Here is a 22,667-nt window from a genome sequence, read left to right on the forward strand (position 1 = left end):
TGCCCTGAGGAACTAGGACGGGAGACCACGATGGCTTTGTCTGAGCAGGAGCAGAAGCGCCTGGACCAGCTTGAGGCCTCGCTGCTCGCCGATGACCCGAAATTCGCGGACACCTTGAGGGGAACTCCCCAGTTCCGCGTCCAGCGTCGTCGCGCGGCCTTGGCGGGCGTGGTTTTCGTGGCTGGGCTGACCGCCCTGGTGCTCGGGGTCCAGTTCCAGCCCGTGATATCCATCATCGGTTTCGTGATGATGCTCGCCTCGGCCATCACCGGAATCAGCGCTTGGTCCAGGGTCGAGGCCCAGGAGGAGCCAACGCGTTCCTCCAGCAAGTCCAGCCATCCCTCCTCCGGAACGGATTTCATGAACAAATTGGAGGAACGCTGGCGCAAGCGTCAACAGGGCGGCGATCTCTGAATCGTGGCAGATACCCGATTCCCCCCATCGCCCGGATTCACCGTCATCAGATATCGGCTGGGAAACGGCCTCGAACTCGCCCTGCTGCCCGATCCGACCGCCCCGGCCGTGGCGGTCAACCTCAGTTTCCAGGTGGGTTCCGTTGACGAACTCCCGGGCCGCACCGGCTTCGCCCACCTGTTCGAGCACCTGATGTTCCAGGGTTCGGCCAGGGTGGCGCCGGGAGAACACATGTCCGTGATCGAAGCGGCGGGGGGAAACGTCAACGCCTTCACTTCCACCGACCGCACGGTCTACCACGAATGCGTGCCGACGGGGGCCTTGGAGATTGTGCTGTGGCTGGAGGCGGACCGCCTTCGCAGCCTCGCGGTGACCCAGGAGAACCTCGACGCCCAGCGCGACGTGGTGACCCAGGAAAAACGCCAGCGCTACGACAACCGGCCGTACGGGGACCTGCTGGCGGGGCTGGTTGGACAACACTTCGGGCCCAGGCATCCCTACGGGCACCTGCCCATAGGTTCCATGAAGGACTTGGCGGCCGCGAGCCTGGCCGACGTCACGGCCTTCCATTCAAGGTGGTACCGCCCCTCGCACGCGAAACTGGTGATCTGCGGCTCCCTGGACCCGGACGAGACCATCGACCTGGTCGAACGGTATTTCGGTGACCTCGAGGACCTTTCCCCACCGCCCCGGGAAACCATCACCGAATCCCCCCTGCCGGGCGGGGTCATCACCCTGACAAGCGACGTTCCCCATCCCCTGCTGCACTGCTCCTGGCAGGCCCCGGCAGCCGACGACCCCGACCTGCTGGCCCTCGAACTGGGGTTGTCCGTGCTCTCCGACGGACACGCATCCCGCCTCCACCGCCGGCTGGTCAGGGAACGTGGCATCGCCCACGAGGTGCACGGCGCGCTACTGGGTCATCTCCGTTCGCCCTCCATCGCATCCCTGAGCGCGAGACCCGCAGACGGGGTGGGCACCCAAGAACTGGCCGAGGCGATCCTGGAGGAACTCGCCATCCTGGATACCCCCTCCGAGCAGGAACTGGAACGGGCGAAAGCCCAGTACGAACGCGGCTGGCTCCTGGAGCTCGCCGCCGTCGAGGACCGCGCGGAGGCCGCCGCCGACACATGGACGACCCTGGGTGACCCGGCGCTGATCAACCACAGACTGACTGACCTCGCGGCCGTGACCCCCGGCGAGGTGTCCCGGGTGCTTGCCAATCGTCCGGCACCCAGCCAGTTGCACTACCTCCCGAAGGCTGCATCGTGATCCGTCCCGCCATCACAGAACCCCGCCCCTGGCGTTTCCCGAACCCTGCCCGTTCCTCCCTCGGCTCGGGGCTGGGACTGGCGTTCATCGACCTGCCGGGACAGGCCCTGGCCTCCGTTGAACTGGTGCTACCCACCCCGCTGGAGGCCGAGCCACGGGAACTGGAAGGGGTGGCCACCGTGGTCCTGCACGCCTGCGACGAGGCCACCGTCACCCTGCCCGACATCGTGGAGAGGCTGGAGCTGCAGGGGGCGGCGCTGCTCGGGCGCTCCACTTGGGGCTACACCCGGCTGGGTGTGAGCGCCCCGGCTCGCCGCCTGCCGAAGGTGCTGGAGCTGTTCGCCTCCGTGGTCAGGGAACCGGCCTTCGACGAACCTGACCTGGCCCACCACGTCGAAACCCAGGTGGCCGCCTGGAAAACGAGGATGGCCTCCCCCACCGCCGTGACCCGCGAGGCCCTGCGGACCTCGTTGTTCGGCCCGGATCAGCGGGAGGGACGTCCCATCGCAGGTTCCCCCGAAACCCTGGGGGCGATCGACCAGGATGCGGCCCGGAACTGGCACGAACGCGCCTGGGTGCCCCAGGGTGCGACCCTGATTCTCGCCGGCGACCTGACCGGTCTGGACACCGACGAACTCACGGCCCCCCTGGAGGCCTGGCGTGGCGTTCGCACCCCGGCCCCGGCCCCCCAGGGAATCCCCGGCAGGCCCGGAATCGTGCTGGTAGATCTCCCGCAGGCCGCCCAGACCGTGGTGCAGGCGTTCGTCCCGACCCCCGGGCGTGACGCCCCGGAGTGGGCGGCGCTGAAACTGGGCGGACACATCATGTGCGGAGCCTTCGCCAGCCGGCTCAACCTTGAGCTCCGCGAACGCCTCGGCTACACCTACGGTGTTTCGGGAGGGGTGTCGGCACGCCGCACCGGTGGTTCCTTCGTCGTTGAGACGGCCTTGAACAGCAACGCAGCCGCCGACGCCGTCGCCCGGCTCCTGGACGCGCTCACGCTGCAGGTACCCTTCACCGAAGGCGAGGTCCTGGACGCCGCCCGCTACCTGGTGCAGGCCTCCCCGCTCCAGTACGAGACGGCCGCCGACATCACGGTCCAGACCGCGGCCCTGATCGCCGCGGGTTTCGATCCGGATTTCGTGAACCGGCACCGCGCGGCGCTGTCGGGCGCGACGGCCGGACAGGTCAACTCGGCCTGGTGGGAGCACATCCGCCCCGAAAACATCACCATCGTGATCGGCGGCCCCGCCCGGCTGCTGGAACCCGGTCTGAGGGCCGCCGGAATCGAGGCCGAGATCACCGGTTGAGCAGTTCGAGGGCCTGTTCCGTCTTGGCCTTGGCCTCGTTGGTCTTCTGCTGGTAGGTGCCCAGGTCACCTGATTTCAGGGCCTGATCGGCAGCCACGAACAGGTCTGTGCTCTCCTTCAGCAGCGCCTTCGCCCGTTCCTTGGTGTCCTCCCCGGAAGCCGGCGGGGTCTGCTGCCCATTCGGGGGGGGTCTCCACGGGTTTCTCCCCCGTCTCGGCCCCGGCATCACCCTGGAACACCTGATCGAGGGCGGCCTTCAGGGTGTCACCGATCCCGACATGTTCACCGAAACGCGCCACGACGAAACGCAGCGCCGGGTAGCCGCCGCTGGTGGTGCTGGTCTGGGTGTAGATCGGCTGGACGTACATCAGGCCGCCGCCCACCGGGATGGTGAGCAGGTTCCCGTAGATGGCGCTCGTGTTGCCCTGCCGGTTGAAAGGAAGCAGCCGCTCCGCCACGGCCTCGTTGGTCGAGATCGCGTTGAAGGTCTGACCCGGCCCTGGAATCTGCTTGGCGTCCGACAGCTTCAACGCCCGCAGCTGCCCGTAGTTCGGGCTGGTCGCATCCGCGTTGACGGCCATGTAGACCGAGAGGTTCTCGCGTCCCCGCGGGACGAAAACCGTCGTGTTGGAGTAGTGCGCCTGCTCCTCGCCCGGCCACTTGATGGTCAGGAAGTAGGGGGGTTCCTTGGTTCCGCTCTCGCCGCCCTTGACGGGATCGGTCGGCACCTCCCAGATGTCCGACTGCTGGAAGAAGGTGTACGGGTTGGTTGTGTGGTAGAGCCCCAGCATCTGGCGCTGCACCTTGAACAGGTCCTGCGGGTAACGCAGGTGGGCCATCAGCTCGGGGCCGATCTCGGATTTCGGGGTGATGAGCCCCGGATAGACCTTGGACCAGGTCTGGAGGATGGGATCCGACTCGTCCCAGCCGTAGAGGGTGACGGTGCCGTCGTAGGCGTCCACCGTGGCCTTGACCGAGTTGCGGACGTAGTTGACCTGTGTTCCGGAGGACGTGCGGTCACCGCCGGTGCGGGTGTCCTTGGTGGCCTGGGTCCAGTCGACCCGGGTCGAGTTCGGGTAGTCGGCGGTGGTGGTGTACGCGTCGATGATCCAGACGATGCGCCCGTTGACCACCGTCGGGTAGGGGTCGGAGTCCACCGTCAGGAACGGCGCCACCTCCTTGACCCGGTCCACGGGAACCCGGTTGAACAGCAACCGCGAGTTGGAGTTGACCCTCTCGGAGAGCAGCAGGTTGATATCCCCGAAACGCACTGCGAACGCGGCCTTGTTCAGGAAGTTGCCGACGGGAACGCCACCGCTTCCCTGATAGGTGTACTTGGTCTCGGTGTGTTCCTGCCCGCCACCGGGGGTGTCGAGCTCAACCGGATCCGCTCCCTCGGGGGCCCCGGCGATGACCCAGTGCTTGGATTCCTCACCGAAGTAGATGCGGGGTTGTTCCTGCTTGATCAGGCCTTCGGTCGGGATGCCTCCCGAGAAGTAGGTGGGTTCTCCGTTCGACTCACGCCGGTTGCCGTAGGCCGCCACCAGGCCGTAGCCGTGGGTGTAGACCGTGTGCATGTTGTTCCAGGTGTTGCCCGCCTCGACGGCGTTCAGGTCGAGTTCGCGTGCGGCCACCACGGAGTCCGTCTCCTTGCCGTCCACGTTGTAGCGGTCGACGTCCAGGGTCTTGGGGAAGCGGTAGTAGCCGCGCACCTGCTGGAGTTGCTCGAAGGTCGGGGCGATGATGGCCGGATCCATCAGCCGGATCGCGGGCAGCGCCGCAGCGTCGGTGCGCAACTGGCCGGCGCTCACGCTGTCCACGGCCTCGTAGTCGGTGATCTGCACCGCGTTGATGCCGAAGGCCCCGCGCGTCGCCTCAATGTTGTTTGCTATCCAGGGGCGCTCCAGATCGGGTTCGTTGGGTTTGACCACGAAATTGCGGACCCCCCACGGATATACGGCGGTGAGGATCATCGCGGAGATCACCAGCAGGCCCACCGCGATACCGGGCACACTCCACCTGACCCGCCATGCGTTGTAGAAACACAACAGGGCGCAGATCCCCGCTATCGCGGCGACGATCAAACTGGCCGGGATCCGGGAGGTCGCATCCGTGTAGTTGACGCCCGTGAACAAATTGTTCTGGCTGGTCAGGTAGCCGTAGCGGTCGAGGAAGGAGGCCACCCCGTAGAACAGCAGCGCCACCCCGAGCAGGATGGAGACCTGCCGCTGGGCAGCCCTGCCCGCGGCCTTGAGGTTCCCCGTTTTCCGGAAGGCCGTGGAGTTCATGGCCCCGGTGAGGAAATGAACCAGCAACGACCCGACGAGACAGACCACCACCATGAAACTCACGTAGCTCAGCACGAATCGCCACCAGGGCAGCTGGAACACGTAGAAGGACGCATCCAACCCGAACACGGCGTCGGGAGTGCCGAATTCGGTGGCGCGGGTCCACGCCAGAAAGGTCTGGGACTGGCTGGCGGCAACCCCACCGCCCAGCAGGCCGGCCACGACGGAAGGCAACAGTATGAGGGTCCGGGAACGCTTGTCCAGGCTGTCACGCAGCTGAAGCAGCAACTCGGAATCCAGGTTCGCGCGCCGAACCGGGGGACGCAGCCGGTAGGCCAGCACCAGGGAACCGAACAACCCGCCGCCCATCAGCAACCCGAACCCCAGGAACAACCCCACCCGGGCGGCCAGCTGGGTGGTGAACACCGTCGAGGCGGACACGCTGCTGAACCATAGGTAGTCCGTGTAGAACCGGGAGGCCAGCACCACCAGCAGGGCCAGGACCCCGAAGATCAGGATGGAGATCAGCAGCGGGCTCCGGCGCTTCTCGGTGTCGGCTTCGGCTTCCGCGCTCATGCGTTTTCCTCCTTGAACGTTGCCAGCAGGGCATCGGCCAGGCCGGGGACGAGGTCCTCGGCCCCGAGCAGGTCTTCCGGGTTGCTGAGGACGCGGGCCAGGCCGTGCCGCGACCCGTCGCGCAGCGCACCGACCACCACCCGGACGTCGGTGCGGGCCTCGTGGTTGTTCACGAACTCGATGGCCTCGTCGGGGTCGGCGGGCACTTGGGACTCGAACCGGGGTGGCAGGAAAGCGCGTTCCATCGCGATCGCGCATCCGGTCACGGTCGCCGGCCAGGTCAGGCGCGCCAGCCGCGCGGCGATGTCACCGCCGAGCTGGAAGTCCTCCTGCTCGACGGCGGTCAGCGCATCCGCCGCGGTCTGGGTGACCTTTCCCCGCAGCTGCGGTTCCAGATCGAGCAGCGTCGCAGTTTCCACCAGCGCGAAGAGCCGCGCGGGCTGATCCCATCCGAGCTCCGAGACGTGACGTTCGATGTCGGCCAGGGCCGCGATCAGGCGGCTCGGATCCACCTCAGCCACAGCTGGGCACCTCCTGTGTGGATTGTCCTTCGTTGACCAGCTGCAGCACAGCGATCGCGTCCTTGAGGGTACCCACGGGCACCAGCCTGAGATCGGTGCGCAGATCCCCCAGGTCGGCGCAGTTGCTGGCCGGCATCAGGAACAGCTTCGCCCCGGCGGCCTCTGCGCCTTTGATCTTCTCCCGGATTCCGCCGATGCCGTACACCTTCCCCGCGGCATCCACCTGACCGGTGCCCGCCACCACCCGTCCCTCGCGCAGCACCCCGTCGGTGATGCGGTCGTAGATGGCCAGGGCGAACACCAGGCCCGCGGAGGGGCCGACGATGCTGGAGTCGATCCGGTAGGAGATCGAGGGTGCGTAGCGGTAACCGATCGAGAGCGAGATCCCGAGGTAGGGGGCACCATCGCGTTCCGTGACCGTCGTCACCGTGACGTTCTCGCTGTTGCCGCCGCGCATCACCCTGAACACGATGGGATCCCCGACGGCCCTGGTCTGGATGGCGGTTTTCACCTCTTCGTTGGTGGTCACCTCGCTGCCGTCCACGGCCTCGATGAGGTCGCCGGGCCGCAGCTGCCCGTTCGCGGGCCCGGACAAACTGACCGAGGACACCATCGGCATCTCGGTGACCGCCTGCCCCGCGGCCCTGAGGGCGGCGACGATGGCGTTGACGCGGGAGGAGTCCATCATGGCGACCGCCTCGTTCTGCACCTCGGCGTTGGATTTGCCGGCCGGGTACACGACCTCACGCGGCAGGGCGTCCGAGTCGGCGGCGATGTGCGCCAGCAGCGCCTCGGGAAGGCTGATGCCGGAATCGACCCGCGTGGTGGAGACCGTGGTCATCAGCAGCTTGCCGCCGCTGTTGCTCGTTGGGATGCCGGAGATCTCGATGAGCGGCCCCTCATCGGTGCTTCCCATCACGTCGACGGTCTGCCCGGGACGCCAGGTCACGAACGGCACCGGGATCAGGATCAGACCGGCGGCGAGCAGCACGAACAGCGCCGAGGACACGACGGCCACCATGTTCCGAGACAACTCTCGCCCCTCCTTGCCTGCCGTACGGGTGGCGACAAGCCTACCAAGTGGAGTTGACCGGGTCGTCAGCCCGGATTTCCTTGATCCCGTAGGGTTGAATGGTTTCCGAGAATCGGTTTTCCCGTGTGAAAGGCCTGATGCCCAATGTCAACTCCCGGAGGGTTCGATTTCGAACAGCTCAGACGCATGATGGAGCAGCTCGGCCTCAACGCCGAGGACCTGGATATCAACGAGTTGATGAAACAGATGCAGCGGCTGCAGGCATCCGGTGGGATCAGATTCGGCATCACCCCGGCCGCCCAGGACCCGGATGCCGCCTGGAGGACCACGATCACCGCGGCACGTCATCTCGCCTCGGAGCTGGGCCCTGACCCGTCCCTCTCGCCCGGGGAGAAACTCGCCATCGTCGATGCGGAACGGCTGGCCCAGTCCTGGCTGGACCCGGTGACACGGTTCGCCTCGTCCGGGACGCCCCCGGTCACGCTGCGCCGCGAGGACTGGATCGAATCCACCTCCGCGGGGTGGCGGCGCCTGGTCGAACCGATCATCGACGGGCTCGCCGACGCGCTGCAGCGCGGCACCGCGACCCCCGAGGATCCGCAGTTCGCCGACCTCTCCTCGATGCTCGCCCCCATGATGCGGACCTCGGCGTCGCTGATCTACCGCGACCGGCTGGGCAAGGTGCTGGCCTCGGTCGCCGGCTCCACGCTCACCGGCTCGGAGGTCGGGATCTCCCTGGCCCAGGGCTCGGCGGTGACAGTGCTGCCCGCGAACATCGCCGAGTTCACCCGCGATCTCGACCTGCCGGACGGCGATGTCATGCTCTACCTGCTGCTGCGCGAGGCCTCGAGGCAGCGGCTGTTCCACGGGGTCGGGTGGCTGTCCCCGCAGCTGGATGCGCTCCTGGCCCACTACGCCCGCGAGATCCGGATCGATTTCGAGGCCTTGTCCTCACAGTTGGACATCGGCGGCGAGGAAGTTTCGCTGGAGGACATCGTCGCCGTCGGGGAGAAGGTGCGCGGTTCGTTCTTCAAACCCGCCAGCACCGAACTGCAGCTGGAGATCCTGGGCCGCCTCGAGGTGTTGCTGGCGCTGATCGAGGGCTGGGTGGATCACGTCACGAACCGCGCCGCCTCGAGCTGGATGACCAATTCCGCGCAACTCGACGAGGTGGTGCGTCGGCGCCGCGCCTCCGCGGGACCCACCCGCGAAGTGTTCCAGGACCTACTGGGACTGGAGTTGCGTCCCCGCCTGGTGCGTGACGCGGAAAACCTGTGGGCGGCCATGGAACACCGCCACGGGGCCACCGAACGCGACGGGGTGTGGCAGCATCCCGACATGTTGCCGACCGCCCGGCACCTGGAGGATCCCCTCTCCTACGTGCACCCGGCCCACCGGGGAGACGACGATGGCGACTTCGACGCGGAGCTTCGCAAACTGCTTGGCGAGTAGCACTTGACTAAAGTGCCCTCCACGCGGTTGACTATGTACCACGGTACCCGCCCGGGTCGGTTCGCAGGGGAAGGCGAGCCCCCGGGCGGGGCCTTTTTCATTCCCCCGCCGGGTCCGCATCTCTCGCGCCGTGTTCCGCCACGATCCGCAGCACGTCCGCACCGAACCGGTCCGCCTTCACCGCGCCGATGCCACTGATCCGCAGCAGCTGGGCACGATCCACCGGTTCGGCCTCGGCGATGGCCTGCAGGGTGGTGTCGGTGAAGATCACGAAGGCCGGTTGGGACGCGGCATTGGCGGTCTCCAGCCGCCAGGCCTTCAGGGCGGCCAGGAGTTCCTCGTCGAAGGGCGCCTCGCAACCGGCGTGGCGCCCCAGTTTGCGTTCGGCGGCGTCAGTCAGCTGCTCCCGGCAGACGAAACAGGTCCGGGAACGCACGCTACTGCGCCCGGATCTGCCGGTGCGGGGGGCGGGAACCTGCTCCTCGGGCACGAGGCCCGTCAGGAAACGAGAACGCACACCCCGGCCGCGGGAAGGTTTGCCGGGCCACGAGACCCGGAGCCGCCGACGGGCCCGTGTGACCGCGACGTGCAGGAGCCTCCGTTCCTCCGACAGCGCGGGTTCCTCCTGGCTCAGGGCGAAGGGAACCATGCCCTCGCGCACCCCGACCACGGCCACCGCATCCCATTCGAGTCCCTTGGCGGCGTGCATGGTCGCCAGCGTGACGGCGCTGGTGGCGGGCGGGGTCTCGAGGTTGGCGTGATCGTTCAGCCAGGCGGTGAACTCGGGGACGGTCCAGTTCGGGGCGGCTTCCTGGGCGTCGCGGATCATCTGCGCCAGGGAGTTGATGGACTCCCAGCGTTCCCGCTGCGCACCCATTCCCGACGGGGCCTCCGGGTTCCATCGCAGCTCGGCCAGCACCTCATCCAGCAGCTCCCCCGGGTGGGTTCCGGGATCCCGCTGCGCGGCGCGGTGCAGCCGGTTCACCGCGTCGCGCACCTCGGGACGCTCCCAGAACCGGTCAGTGCCCTTGACCTGGTAGGGAATCCGGGCGGCGTCCAGGGCGGACTCGAAAACCGGTGACTGCGCGTTGATGCGGTGGAGCACCGCGCACTCACCCCACGGGGTGCCCTCGGCGTGCCGTTCCCCCAGCCAGGCGACCACGGCCCGGGCCTCGTCCTCCTCAGTGCCGTCGGCGTGGAACTCGGGGGGCGGTCCCTCGGGGCGCGTGGGATGCAGGTCCCCCGCGCTGGGATGGCGACGCACTATGCGGTTCGCGAGCTGGACGATGCCAGGGCTGGACCGGTAGTTGCGCACCAGCCTCACCTGACGGGCCCCGGGATGTTCGGAGGCGAAACCGGTCAGGCAGTCCGCCCTGGCGCCGGCGAAACCGTGGATGGCCTGCTGGGGATCACCGACCACGCAGATGTCGGGGCGGCCATCCACCCACAGCGACACCAAGCGGTGCTGGATCGCGGAGACGTCCTGGTACTCGTCCACCACGAAGTGCCGGTAGGCGTCCCGGATCTGCTCGGCGACGGCGGGGTGTTCCACCAGCAACGCGGCCGCGCACAGGAGGATGTCGTTGAAATCCACCACCCCGGCGCTGGTTTTGTGTTTCTCGTATGCCTCCATCACCTGGGCCACGCGTTCGGGTTCCACCCCCGCGACCTCACGGCCGCGGGCGAGCCGGGCGTAGCGGCCAGGGGAAACGTTGCTGGACTTGGCCCAGCCGATCTCTCCGATCAGGTCCCGCACCAGGTTCGTGTCGGCGTTGCCGAGCACCCGGTTCGCGGCCCGCCCCACCAGCGGGAAGGGGTTGTCCAACAGTTCCGGGAACTCGGAACCGTAGGCCGTGGGCCAGAAGTAGCGGCACTGGCTGAGCGCAGCGGCGTGGATGGTCCGGGCCGAGACCTTGCGCACCCCGAGCCCCGCCAGCCGCGACTTCAACTCGCCTGCCGCCCGCGTTGTGAAGGTGACCGCGAGGGTCGCGGCCGGGGCGTAACGCCCCTCCCGGACGGCGTGGGCGACCCGGTGCGTGATCGCCCGCGTCTTCCCCGTCCCCGCCCCCGCCAACACCACCAGCGGCCGGTCCAGCAGCGTCGCCACCCGCCGCTGCTCGGGGTCAAGGGCGTCGAGGATCGGGTCAGTCACGAGGACCATTCAAACAGGCCGCACCGACAAAACCTGGCCGGCGTCCCACCCCTAAGGTTTTGCCGGTGGCGCGCACTAATGTGATCGGTCGCGGGGAAGGAGAGGATCATCGCAGTGGACAGGAGATCGGCCGAGTGCTGGGAGGAGTTGATCGACGCCCTGGCGGCGTGGCTGGACGAACTGCGCCCCGGGCCGCTGGAACGGGTGCGGATCATCACTTCCTCGGCCGCCACCGCACGCCTGGCGGGACAGGCCCTGGCCGCCCGGATCGGCATCCTGGCAGGGGTGGATCTGATTCCGGCCGACCGCTGGGTGGCGCAGCTGCAGGCGGAACTGGGCGACGGGGAATCGTCCCCGTGGCGAGGCCTGGCATTGGAACTGGCGATCCGGGAGGTCCTCCAGGACCCGGAGTTCCGGGATTCGCATCCCGTGGTGGCGGAGCATCTCAGAGCAGGCCCGGGCAGGCTGCGCGGCACCTCGCAACGCCTGGCAGTCCTGCTGCGCCGCTACTCGGAGCACCACCCGGACCTCCTGGCCCGCTGGCTCGCCGACCCCGAGGAGGCCGCCGAGGAACTACCGGGGCACCTGCGCTGGCAACCGGAGCTGGCGGTGCGCGTCACCGAGATCCTCGAATGGGATCCGGTCGAGGAGCTGACGCGGCTGCGCGCCGCCCTGGCGGAGACGCCCGGACCGGCCACGGCCGTGCTGCACTGCCCCGACCTGCCCGCGGCGACGCAGCTGCTGGTGGAGGCCATCGACCGGGTCCGGGATGTCCTAGTCCTGAAGCTTGTAAACGCCGCGGTGCCGGAGAGGATCACCTGGCTGGGTTCCCACGATCCCCTGCGGCAGGCCGAGGTGTTGCGCGAGGAACTGTGCCGCATCCTGCAGGAGGATCCCGGCCTGGAGCCACGCGACGTCCTGGTGGTCGTTCCCGATCCCGCGGCCTGGTGGCCCGCCCTCGGCCTGGCCTTCGCGCCACTCGAGGGCAGTTCTCACCCGGGCCGGCGCCTGCGGCTCCAGGCACCCCCCGAGGTCCGGATCCCCAACCCCGTGCTGCGCACCTTGGCCGAAGCCACCGGGCTGCGGGATTCCCGCGCCACCGCCAGTTCCCTGCTGGACCTGCTGAGCCTCACGCCGATCTCTTACCGCTGGCGGCTGCCGGAACGCGACGAACTGGCCCGGCTGATCGACGCCGCCGGGATTCGCTGGGGCCTCGACGCCCAGCACCGCGCGGACCAGGGGCTTCCCGGGATCGCTCAGAACACCTGGGCCCGGGGCCTCGACCGGCTGCTGGCCGGGCTCACCCTGGCCCCCGGGAGCACCGCCCTGCCCATCTCCGGCGTGGATGCCGTCGGTACATCGGAGCTGGAGCTGATCGGTTCGCTCACGGAGATTTTCACCCGGCTGCGGCGCTACGCGGCCACCGCCGAACCCGCCACCCTTCCGGAATGGGTCGCCCGGGCCCGGGGATTGCTTGACGAGCTCGTCGACCTGCCCCCCGGAGACGACTCATTGCTCCAGGAGGCCACCTCCCGTTTGGCGCGGCTGGCGGAGGAGGGGTCCGCCAGCCCCGTCAGGGTGACGGCCTCCGACTTCACCCGGCTGCTGGAGCAGCTCGCCGCCGAACCCACGCCGCGCTTGGGGATCGGCAATGGCAATCTCACCGTCGTCGGCCCGGGAGAACTCAAGGGCGTGGCCTTCCCCGTGGTCGTGTTGCTCGGTTTCGAGGACGGCGGGCTCGATCCCGTTCCTGACGCGATCCCCGGCATCCTGCCGGATCCCGGACAGGAGCGCCTGGAGGACCTGCTGGATCACGCCTGGGCCGCCCGGCACCTGGTGGTGGTGCACCAGCACCGCTCCGAGACCACCGACGCCGTCCTGGAGCACCCGACCACCCTCACCTGGCTGTGGCGCCGGCTGGGTGTCACACCCGAACTGCGGGAGGTGCCCCTGGCATCGCATTCGGAGAGGAACTTCACGGGCCCCTACCCGAGTTTCGACGCCTCCTCCTTCGAAATGGCCCGCCGCCTGCGAACCGGGTCCGCCGGGGCCGCACCGGCCAGCGCGGTGCGTCGCAGGGCCGCCCTCCAGCTGCCCGTCGGCGACGACACCGGCCCCATGTCCCTGGACGAGGCGGCCCGGTTCCTGCGCGATCCCGCGGCCGCGTTCCTGCGTGAGCGGGCGGGGATCCGGGGAAGCTTCGCACCGGAGATCAGCGACGACCTGCCGCTCAGCGCGGCCGGGTTGGACGCCTGGGGGATCCGTTCCCGGCTGCTGGTAGCGGCCCGCGGCGGGCAGCCCCCCGACGAGGCGATCCGCGCCGAGGCCCGCAGGGAGCTGCTGCCCACCGGCCCCATGGGTGGTGCGGCTCTCGACGCGGACGTGGAACTGGTCCGGCGGCTCTGGCAGCAGGCCCGCCCGGACTGGGACCGCCCGGTCCGCGACGTCCCCGTCGACCTGGACTGCTCCGGCCTGCGGCTGACGGGCACGGTGCGGCTGCGCGGCGACGAACTGGTGGTCATCTCCCCCAGCGACCTTCCCCGTCCCCTGTTCGAGCCGTGGGTGCAGCTGCTGGCCCTGGCGGCCTCCGGGTTCAGGACGCGGGCCCGCATCCACCACCTGCGACGCCACTACGGCGAGTTCTTCCCGGGATCTGTGACGCTCAACCCACCCCAGGAGGCAGCCGCGCACCTGGAGGTTCTGGTGCGAGGCGCCCGCCTGAGTCGTTCCAGGCTCGTCCCGGTTCCCGCGGAACCGGCCCGGGCGCTGGCAAAGTCGGCCCGGGAACGAAGATTCAACGGCGCCGACTGGGATCTGCCCACCAACAGCTGGAACTCCCCCTGGGCCTGGCGCCCGGAGCACTGGGAGCATTTCTACACCGGCTCCGCCTCGGAACTGTTCACCGATCCACCCCAGGACGGCGACCCGGCGGGTCCCGAACGTTTCGGCGCCTTCGGGGGCTGGGCGCTGGCCCTGCACTCCCCCCTCCTGGAGGCCGCGCGATGATTCCGTTCGAGATCACCGATTCCCTGCCCGATGGCCCGATGCTGCTGGAGGCCAGCGCCGGAACGGGCAAGACCTGGACCATAGCGGGGCTCGCGGCACGCCACATCGCCGAGGCGGGAGTGGGAATCGGAGAGCTTTTGCTCATCACCTTCAGCAATGCGGCCGCCGTGGAGCTGCGGGGGCGGGTCCACTCCCGGATCGCTTCCGTTGCGAATGATCTGGGGATTCTGCTGGCGGGCGGCCCCGAACCTGTGGACCCGGTATCGCGGCTGCTCGGGGCGGACCGCCACGTCCAACGCCACCGGGAACGGCTCCAGGTTGCCCTGGACCACTTCGGAACCGCGACGATCACCACCATCCACTCGTTCTGCCAGGGACAGTTGGAGAGCCTGGGGGTGCTGGGGGACTGGGACGGCGCCGACGAGGTGACCGCCGACGTCTCCACCCTGGTGCGCGAGTGCGCCACCGACGAGTACCTGGCCAGCTACCTCCATCACCCCGACCCGCCGCTGGACGCGCGCCGCGCGCTTCTGATCGCCGCCACAGCGGCCCCGTCGCGGCTTCCCTTCGCCTCGGCCAACCAGGAGCTGTTGGACTTCCAGGAACGGGTGCGGGCCCGTTTCGCGGCGCGCCGGCGCGCCCTGGGGCTGGTCAGCTTCGACGACCTGCCGGGCAGGCTGCGGTCCCTGGTCACCGACTCCCCGGTCGCCGAGCATGTGCGTGCAGAGCTCCGGCGCCGTTTCCCCGTGGTGCTGGTCGACGAGTTCCAGGACACCGACCCGGACCAGTGGGCCATCCTGCGGCGCACCTTCGTGGACGCGGACGCGATGATCACGCTGATCGGCGATCCCAAGCAGTCGATCTACGGCTTCCGCAGCGCGGATCTCGGCTCCTACCTGGAGGCCACGCGGGTGGTCCGGCACCGCGCCACCCTGGAGACCAACCACCGGAGCGAACCCGGGGTGGTCGCGGGGGTGACGAACCTGTTCGGGGACCTCTGCCTGGGCGATTCGGACATCCGGGTCACCCCCGTGCGTCCCGCCCGATCCCCGGATGAGGAGGTCCTGGTTCTCGACGCCGCCCCCGCGGCCCGCATCTGGCTGCGCGGGCACGGCCCCGGGGCCACCGAAAACCCGGAACGCGCAGTGACGGACGACGTGGTGGCGCACGTGCGGGCGCTGTTGGCCGGGGCGCGGTTCCGCAGCGGCGGAGGGGAACGGCCCGTCGGCCCCCGGGACATCGCGATCCTCACCCGGACCCGCGGCCGGGGCCTGGCCCTGGTCTCCGAGCTGCGCACGGCGGGACTGCCCGCCACCTGGCACGGTCCCGGTTCCGCCCTCGACTCCCCGGCCGTGGCCGACTGGCTGGCGGTGCTCGCCGCCGTCGCCCAGCCGACCCGCGCCCGCATCCTCCAGGCCGCCCTGGGTGAGCTGCTCGGCCTGCCCGCCACCGACCTGCTGGCCGGACGCGACGAAACCCCCGCGTCGCAACGGGTCCACGAGCTGGCCCGGTGCTTCGCGGCCGGTGGGGTGGCCTCGCTGGTCGGTGAGCTGCTGGCGGGTCTCGGTCCCCACCTGGCCCGGTTCGGGGACGGGGAACGCCACCTGGCGGACCTGACCCGGGTCGGTGAGCTGCTGCTCGGGTCGGACGCCACCGACCTCGACGGACTTCACGCCTGGCTCGTCGCCCGGGCCGCCACCCCGGGCGACGAACCGGCCACCCGCCTGGCCTCCGACGAGGCGGCGGTGCGGGTGTGCACCATGCATTCGGCGAAGGGCCTGGAGTTCCCGATCGTGTTGTTGCCGCAGGTGAGCGTCACGGAGGTGAACCTGCGCGGCGCCTTTCCCTATCTGAACGCGGCCGGCCGCCGGGTGCTGCACGTCGGCGCCCGCCCCGGCAATCGCGACGAGCTGTCCACCATCGCCCGGCAACAGGCGCGCGACGAGGAACTCCGCCTGCTCTACGTGGGCCTCACCCGCGCCAAGCACCTGGCGATCGCCTGGCACGTGATGGACCGCAGGGCGTCCTCGGGGCCGTTGACGGCGCTGCTGTGCCGCGACCGCTCGGTCCCGCGGCTTCGCCCCGAATACCCCAAGCTGCCCCCCGCCTTCGGTTTCGACCCGGACCTGGTGCACCTGTCCCCGATCACCGCACCCCCCTGGGGGTCCGGCCTGCCGGCCCCCGCCCCCGGGCCGGGGTCCGGGGAGCTCCGGCTCGCCCGTTTCACCCGCGACATCGACCAGGACTGGCGTCGCACCTCCTATTCCGGGCTGACCGCGAACCTCCACGAGAACGCGCCGGACGAACCGGAGGAACTCGACCTGCCTCCCGGGGAAACCGACGGCCCCGCCACGCCCTCCCCCATGAACGACCTGCCCGCCGGGGCGCGTTTCGGGACCCTCGTTCACGAGGTCCTGGAAGGGGCGGACTGGACCGACCCGGGGCACGTGCAGCAGGTGGTGGCCGCGCGGGCCCCTGCCTTCGGGCTGGACCGGGAACAGGCGCAGCGGCTCGCCGACGCCCTCCGTCTGGTGGTCACGACCCCGCTGGGGGGGTTGTGGGACGGCGCCCTGGCGGACCTGCCCGTCGCCGAGCGGCTGGCGGAACTGGACTTCGACTTGCCCTTGGGGGATCACGGCCCGGCCCGTGTGGTCGCGGACCTGGCGGAGGCGATGTCCAGGCACCTGCCCGCCTCCGATCCGCTCGCCCCCTACCCGGCCCGGCTGCTCGCCACCGACGCCGCACGCGCGTCGTTGAAGGGCTTCCTGACCGGTTCGATCGACGTGGTGCTGAAACTTCCCCGGGAAAGTTTCGTGGTGGTGGACTACAAGACGAACCGGTTCCCCGTCCCGCCGGAGCAGGAGCTGTCCGTCGAGCACTACCACCCGTCCGCGATGGCGGAGGCGATGATGCAGGCCCACTACCCGTTGCAGGCGCTGCTGTACTGCGCCGCCCTGCACCGTTTCCTGGCCTGGCGGCTTCCCGGTTACTCGCCCGACAAGCACCTGGGCGGGGTGGGTTATCTGTTCGTGCGGGGCATGGCCGGGCCCGGGACCCCGGTGGTAGCGGGTGGCCGTTGCGGGGTTTTCGAATGGTTCCCACCGGCCGAACTGGTGGTGGAGGTCTCCGATCTGTTGGGAGGTGGGCGGTGAGAGGACCGGAGGTTCCCGTGGCGGCCACGGGACTGCTGAGGGCCTTTGCCGAGGCCGGGATGATTCACGTGGCCGATTTCCATCTGGCCCGCCGGATGGCCGCGTACTGCGGGGAGAGCGACGACCAGGTGCTGCTGGCCCTCGCTCTGACGGTGCGGGAGCTGCGCCTGGGTTCGGTGTGCCTGGACCTGGCCTGCGCGCCCGAGTTGATCGTTCCGGGCGAGGCCGACGACGGATCGGTTGTGGAACCCGTCGAGCTGCCCTGGCCGGAACCGCAAGCGTGGGCCGCGGCGGTGGCGGCCTCATCTGCGGTGGCTGGCCCGGGGACCAGGCCGCGGCCGTTCCGCCTGGCCGATGGTCTGCTGTACCTGGACCGGTTTTTCACGGAGGAACAAGAACTGGCCGCACGCCTCAGGCACCGCAGCGCGCTGCCGGACCTGCCCTCCCCCGAACCTCCCGCGCCCGGGCCCGGCATGGTGCCCGACCCCACCCAGGATGCCGCGGTCCGGGCGGCCACCAGGGCCCGCACCTGCGTCATAACGGGCGGTCCCGGGTCCGGCAAGACGACGGTGGTCTCCCGGATCATCGATGCGCTCGCCCCCCGGGGACCGGTAACCGTCGCCCTGACCGCCCCCACCGGGAAGGCCGCCACCCGCTTGGAGACCGCGGTGCGCGGCAGGTTGCGGTACCCGGAACGGGTCGCCCTGACCGCCGGCACGCTGCACCGGATCATCGGCGTGGTCCCGGGCCGCGCGGAACACACCCACGGCGCGCTGAACCCGTTGCCCTTCGACGTGGTGATCGTGGACGAGACGTCGATGGTGTCGATCACGCTGATGTCGTGGCTGCTGGAGGCGGTGGCCGACTCCACCCGGCTGGTCCTGATCGGCGACCCGAACCAGCTGGCCTCCGTGGAGGCGGGGGCGGTGCTTGCCGACATCTCCGCCGCTCCGGACCTGATCACATCCCCGGGAGGGCCGGCCGTGGTGCGGCTCGGCGGCAGCCACCGCAACCTCGACGACGTGGCCCGGCTGGCCGATTCCATCCGCGACGGCGACGCGGACGGCTGCCTGGCGCTGCTGGAACGATCGGCGACGTGCACGCTCACCCCATACAGCGGCACCGAGTCGCTCACCGACCTGCCTGCGCTGGCCTCCGACGTCGAGGCCGCCGCCCGCGATGCCCGGGGCGCCGCGCTGGCAGGTGACGGCGACCGGGCCGTGCGGGCCCTGGAGCAGCACCGGTTGCTGTGCGCGCACCGGGAGGGGTCCTTCGGCACCGGGCACTGGCAGCAGGCGGTGCGCAGGCACTTGGCTGCGACGCTGCCCGGTTACGCACCTGAGGTCGGCCAGTACCCGGGGCAACCATTGATCGTCACCCGCAACTCGGATGTGGTCAGCAATGGCGATGTGGCGGTGATCGTCGACAGCGATGGACGGCTGCTGGCCGCCGTGGACCGGGGCGGTCAGGCGGAGTTGCTGAACCCGCTGTTGCTGGAAGCGGCACAGGAACTGCACGCCATGACCATCCACAAGTCGCAGGGCAGCCAGTTCGAGCGGGTCAGCGTGATCCTGCCCCCTCAGGGATCACCACTGCTGACCCGGGAGCTGCTGTACACGGCCGTAACCCGCGCCGAATCGGGGGTCCAGCTGTACGGCTCTCCCGAGGCGCTGCGGAAGGCCATAGGGACCCGGGCCAGACGGGCGAGCGGTTTGGTCAGGACCGCGGCCCCTGGAAACGAGAAACGCTAATCTTGGAACGCTGAACAGAAAGAGGCCCAAGCATGTCCGTTTTCGAGCACGTCCGACTGGTCCCCGCCGATCCGATTCTGGGATTGACCGAGGCGTTCAAGGCGGATGAGCGCACTTCCAAGGTGAACCTCGGGATCGGTGTCTACCTCGATGAGAACGGACAGCTGCCACTGATGGAATGTGTCCACGCCGCCGAGGACCGGCTGGCCGCGGCCGCGAAACCACACGCCTATCTACCCATCGACGGGCTCCCGGGCTACGTCCGCCTGGTGCGGGAACTGGTCTTCGGCGCCGATTCGCCCGCCGTCACGCAGGGCCGCATCGCAACGGTGCAGAGTCTCGGTGGCACCGGCGCGCTGAGAGTCGGCGCCGATTTCATCGCTACCCTGAGCCCCGGCGCCCCCGTCCTGATCTCGGATCCGTCGTGGGAGAACCACCGGGCAATCTTCACCCGCGCCGGCTTCACCGTCGGCGCGTACCGCTACTACGACGCCGAGGCCAAGACCATCGACTTCGAGGGCATGATCGCGGACCTCGAGGCGGCACAGCCGGGCACCGTCGTGGTGCTGCACGCCTGCTGCCACAACCCGACCGGTTACGACCTCAACCCTGAGCAGTGGGGCCGAGTGATCCGGGTCATCACGGATCGTGAGATGATCCCGTTCCTCGACATGGCCTACCAGGGTTTCAGAGCCGGGGTGGCCGAGGACGGGGCCGTGATCTCCCGTTTCGCGGAGGCCGGACTGCCGGTGTTCGTCTCCACATCGTTCTCGAAGTCCTTCGGGCTCTACGGCGAACGCGTAGGCGCCCTGCACATCGTCTGCCGGGACGCGGAGGAGGCCACCCGCGTGCTGTCGCAGGTGAAGATCTGCATCCGCACCAACTACTCGAACCCTTCCACCCACGGCGCGGCCATCGTGGCCGAGGTACTCGGCGACCCCACCCAGCGGACCTCGTGGGAGCAGGAACTCGGCCGGATGCGCGACCGCATCAAGCGGATGCGGATCCGCCTCGTAGAGGCCCTGCGGTCCGAGGGCGTCGGGGACATGGACTTCATCGCCCAGCAGGCCGGCATGTTCAGCTACTCGGGTCTGACCCGGGACCAGATGCTGGCGCTGCGCCGCGACCACGGCATCTACGGCACCGAGAAGGGCCGGATGTGTGTCGCGGCCCTCAACGACGGCAACCTGGAGGCCGTCGCGAAGGCCATTGCCGCGGTCCGGGACCGCTGAGCCGATTCCGTCACGCCGAGGCGATCAGGAACATCAGGACGATGATGTAGACGCTGTTGAGCAGCACCCAGAAACGACCGAGATAGAAATGGAACGCCGTCTTGCGGTAGGCGAGGACACTGGGGGCATCAGCCCGGCCCTGCTGCTTTCGCGGGTCCGGGCCGATGTAGTAGTCCTTCAGAGTCCAGCCGGGCCTGGCCCCGAATCGTGACGTGCCCTCCAGATGGATTTTCCCACCCTCGGCCAGGGTCCTGAGGCTGCGGTGCGCCAGCAGCACACCCAGCCACATGAAGATGGCGTGGTCGAGGGCCGCGTAGTCCAGGAAGGCCTGGATCTGCAGCCAGACGGGCTTGGCGAAGCCCAGCAGCGAGGCGAAGGTTTCCTTCCACGGATCGGCCTCGCTGACGTATCCGCAGGCTATGGCGAAACCACCCACCAGCAGCAGCCGGAACAGGGCACCGAACATGCAGGGCCACTGCGGTTTTCGGCTGGTCACCTCCCCCGCCACCAAGGAGACCACGACGAAACCCACCAGTGCCAGGTTCGCGACCATCACCCAGTTCAGGTATCCCCTGATGGGCGGGAACAGCAATCCCGGCAGCACCACGATTGCTGTGATGTAAACCGCCATCCTGGCCCGCGAGTACAACCAGCGCACACAGGCCACGAACCTACGCTCCCAGAAAGCCATCCGGTACGCGTTCATCTCGCGCCGCAGGCGTTCCTTCTCCGACTCGGCCGGGGGTCCCGGGGCTCGCCCCTCGGAAACGGGAATGGCCACGGCGTCGACCTCGGTCGGTGTGGCCCACGACCCCACCCTCGGTTGCATCTGCGTCGAGGGCGGTTGCGCCGGGGCCTGCTGCTGGCGGGGTGCCGGCCGCACCGGGGGCAGCGGCGCCGTGACGGCGGGCAGCTCCACGGTCGGGGTGTCGTCCTCGAAGGAACGTGGATTCTCTCGCAAGTTCTCTCCTTAACATGCCCCCAAGTGCAAGCGGCCGCTGTTCAGTCGAGGTAGTCGCGAAGCACCTGGGAACGTGACGGGTGCCGCAGTTTGCTCATGGTCTTCGACTCGATCTGGCGGATGCGTTCCCGCGTCACCCCGTAAACCTTGCCGATCTCGTCGAGGGTCTTCGGCTGGCCGTCGGTGAGCCCGAAACGCATCGAGACCACACCCGCCTCCCGTTCGGAGAGGGTGTCCAGGACGTCGTTGAGCTGTTCCTGCAGCAGGGTGAAGTTCACCGCGTCCGCGGGCACGACAGCCTCGGAGTCCTCGATGAGGTCGCCGAACTCGGAGTCGCCGTCCTCGCCGAGCGGGGTGTGCAGGGAGATGGGTTCGCGCCCGTACTTCTGGACCTCGACGACCTTCTCCGGGGTCATGTCGAGTTCCTTCGCCAGCTCCTCCGGGGTTGGTTCCCGGCCGAGGTCCTGCAGCATCTGCCGCTGCACACGGGCCAGTTTGTTGATGACCTCCACCATGTGAACGGGGATGCGGATGGTGCGGGCCTGATCGGCCATGGCCCGGGTGATGGCCTGCTTGATCCACCAGGTGGCGTAGGTGGAGAATTTGTAGCCCTTGGTGTAGTCGAACTTCTCCACGGCGCGGATCAGGCCCAGGTTGCCCTCCTGGATCAGGTCGAGGAACAGCATCCCGCGGCCCGTGTAGCGCTTGGCCAGGGAGACAACGAGCCGCAGGTTCGCCTCGAGAAGGTGGTTCTTGGCGTTGCGCCCGTCGTTCGCGATCCACTCGAAGTCCTCGAGATCCTCCGGGAGGACGGGGTTCTCGGCATCCGCGATCCGTTCCTCCGCGAAGAGCCCAGCCTCGATCCGTTTGGCCAGCTCCACCTCCTGGACGGCATTGAGGAGGGCGACCTTGCCGATCTGTTTCAGGTAATCCTTGACGGGGTCGGCGGTCGCGCCGGCCGAGACGACCTGCTGTTCCGGTTCGTCGGCGTCGTCCTGGTCCGAGAGGGAGAAGCCCTCCTCCTCGACGAGTTCCTTCTCGAGGGTGGCCTCTTTCTCCTCCACGAACTGGGAGTCGTCCACCTCGTCGAGGGAGCGTTTCTTTCCTCCGACCTTCAGCACGACGTCGTTGCCGTCGCGCTGCACCTCGACCTCGATCTCCCCCGACGTGAGCTGCGCGATGGTCGGTTCGGTGCCCTCCGCGCTCGCCTTTGGCTTCGCCCGGGAGCGGGTTGATTTGGTGGCCTTCGTTGTAGTCCTGGTGCTCTTGGCGGCGGTTTTGGCCCTGGTCGTTTTCGATGCGGTGGCCCTAGTCCCCGCGGCCTTGGTCCTGGTCGCCGTCGTCGCGGCGGTCCTGGTTCCGGTCGCCTTCTCCTTGTCCTCGGGTTTTGTTGCCTTCGTGGCGCGGGTGCGCTTCGTGGCGGGCTTGGTTTCCTTCTCCACGGTTGCAGTGGTGGTCTTCCTCGCGCGACTACGGGTGGTCTTCGGAGCCTGTTCGGAGCTCGAGCCAGAGGTCACAGCGGTTTCTCCTCGCATCTGGGCACAGAA

14 protein-coding genes are annotated in these 22,667 nt (G+C 68.9%); 8 read left to right on the top strand and 6 right to left on the bottom strand.

Features of this window, described 5'->3' with window-relative positions; translation table 11 throughout:
- The first annotated feature begins 30 nt into the window (after positions 1-30).
- Genes EL272_RS09235 through EL272_RS09245 form a run of 3 tightly spaced genes read left to right on the top strand, consistent with a single transcriptional unit; the run spans position 31 to position 2,996 of the window.
- Positions 31-414, top strand: a complete 384-nt coding sequence (locus EL272_RS09235; RefSeq protein WP_014846934.1) for a DUF3040 domain-containing protein — start codon at positions 31-33, stop codon at positions 412-414.
- A gap of 3 nt (positions 415-417) precedes the next feature.
- Entirely contained in the window at positions 418-1,686 is a 1,269-nt protein-coding gene (locus tag EL272_RS09240; protein ID WP_014846935.1) for a M16 family metallopeptidase, read from the top strand.
- A complete protein-coding gene (locus EL272_RS09245; RefSeq protein WP_061786817.1) occupies positions 1,683-2,996 on the top strand; it encodes a M16 family metallopeptidase in 1,314 nt (437 codons plus the stop codon). The genes EL272_RS09240 and EL272_RS09245 overlap by 4 nt, the downstream gene beginning before the upstream one ends.
- Before the next feature lie 65 nt (positions 2,997-3,061).
- Here EL272_RS09245 and EL272_RS09250 read toward each other — a convergent pair whose 3' ends face one another.
- From EL272_RS09250 to EL272_RS09260, 3 genes are read right to left on the bottom strand one after another with little or no spacing between them, the layout of a single operon-like run.
- Positions 3,062-5,860 (bottom strand): UPF0182 family membrane protein, encoded by a 2,799-nt coding sequence (locus EL272_RS09250; RefSeq protein WP_244926062.1) that lies wholly within the window; start codon positions 5,858-5,860, stop codon positions 3,062-3,064.
- Positions 5,857-6,381, bottom strand: coding sequence for a PPA1309 family protein (locus EL272_RS09255; protein WP_014846938.1), 525 nt, complete (start codon positions 6,379-6,381; stop codon positions 5,857-5,859). The genes EL272_RS09250 and EL272_RS09255 overlap by 4 nt, the downstream gene beginning before the upstream one ends.
- Positions 6,374-7,402, bottom strand: a complete 1,029-nt coding sequence (locus EL272_RS09260; protein WP_041696516.1) for a YlbL family protein — start codon at positions 7,400-7,402, stop codon at positions 6,374-6,376. Before EL272_RS09260 ends, EL272_RS09255 begins: the two co-directional genes overlap by 8 nt.
- Positions 7,403-7,558: 156 nt before the next feature.
- Between EL272_RS09260 and EL272_RS09265 the strand changes: the two genes are divergently transcribed.
- Positions 7,559-8,866: a zinc-dependent metalloprotease gene (locus EL272_RS09265; protein ID WP_014846940.1), complete on the top strand. Its 1,308-nt coding sequence runs from the start codon at positions 7,559-7,561 to the stop codon at positions 8,864-8,866.
- 97 nt (positions 8,867-8,963) lie between these two features.
- Here the strand turns inward: EL272_RS09265 and EL272_RS09270 are convergent, their stop codons facing one another.
- A complete protein-coding gene (locus EL272_RS09270; RefSeq protein WP_061786816.1) occupies positions 8,964-11,027 on the bottom strand; it encodes an ATP-dependent DNA helicase UvrD2 in 2,064 nt (687 codons plus the stop codon).
- Between the two features lie 105 nt (positions 11,028-11,132).
- Here EL272_RS09270 and EL272_RS09275 point away from each other — a divergent pair, with 105 nt between their 5' ends.
- Genes EL272_RS09275 through EL272_RS09290 form a run of 4 tightly spaced genes read left to right on the top strand, consistent with a single transcriptional unit; the run spans position 11,133 to position 20,159 of the window.
- On the top strand, positions 11,133-14,024 hold the full coding sequence (locus EL272_RS09275; RefSeq protein ID WP_061786815.1) for an exodeoxyribonuclease V subunit gamma: 2,892 nt from the start codon (positions 11,133-11,135) through the stop codon (positions 14,022-14,024).
- Complete coding sequence (locus tag EL272_RS09280) at positions 14,021-17,176, top strand: UvrD-helicase domain-containing protein (RefSeq protein WP_061786814.1); 3,156 nt, start codon at positions 14,021-14,023, stop codon at positions 17,174-17,176. Before EL272_RS09275 ends, EL272_RS09280 begins: the two co-directional genes overlap by 4 nt.
- Positions 17,173-18,927 (top strand): exodeoxyribonuclease V subunit alpha, encoded by a 1,755-nt coding sequence (gene recD / locus EL272_RS09285; RefSeq protein WP_073969928.1) that lies wholly within the window; start codon positions 17,173-17,175, stop codon positions 18,925-18,927. Before EL272_RS09280 ends, recD begins: the two co-directional genes overlap by 4 nt.
- A 32-nt stretch (positions 18,928-18,959) precedes the next feature.
- On the top strand, positions 18,960-20,159 hold the full coding sequence (locus EL272_RS09290; RefSeq protein ID WP_061786812.1) for an amino acid aminotransferase: 1,200 nt from the start codon (positions 18,960-18,962) through the stop codon (positions 20,157-20,159).
- Between the two features lie 10 nt (positions 20,160-20,169).
- On the opposite strand, the gene EL272_RS09295 is transcribed toward EL272_RS09290, so the two are convergent.
- Both EL272_RS09295 and EL272_RS09300 read right to left on the bottom strand, forming a co-directional pair.
- The gene (locus EL272_RS09295) at positions 20,170-21,120 is read right to left on the bottom strand and encodes a hypothetical protein (protein WP_014846945.1); all 951 of its coding nucleotides are present in this window, start codon (positions 21,118-21,120) and stop codon (positions 20,170-20,172) included.
- A gap of 41 nt (positions 21,121-21,161) precedes the next feature.
- Entirely contained in the window at positions 21,162-22,655 is a 1,494-nt protein-coding gene (locus tag EL272_RS09300) for an RNA polymerase sigma factor (protein ID WP_061787177.1), read from the bottom strand.
- Positions 22,656-22,667 lie beyond the last annotated feature (12 nt).

This window comes from Arachnia propionica, assembly GCF_900637725.1.
In the GTDB taxonomy this organism is placed as follows: Bacteria; Actinomycetota; Actinomycetes; order Propionibacteriales; family Propionibacteriaceae; genus Arachnia; species Arachnia propionica.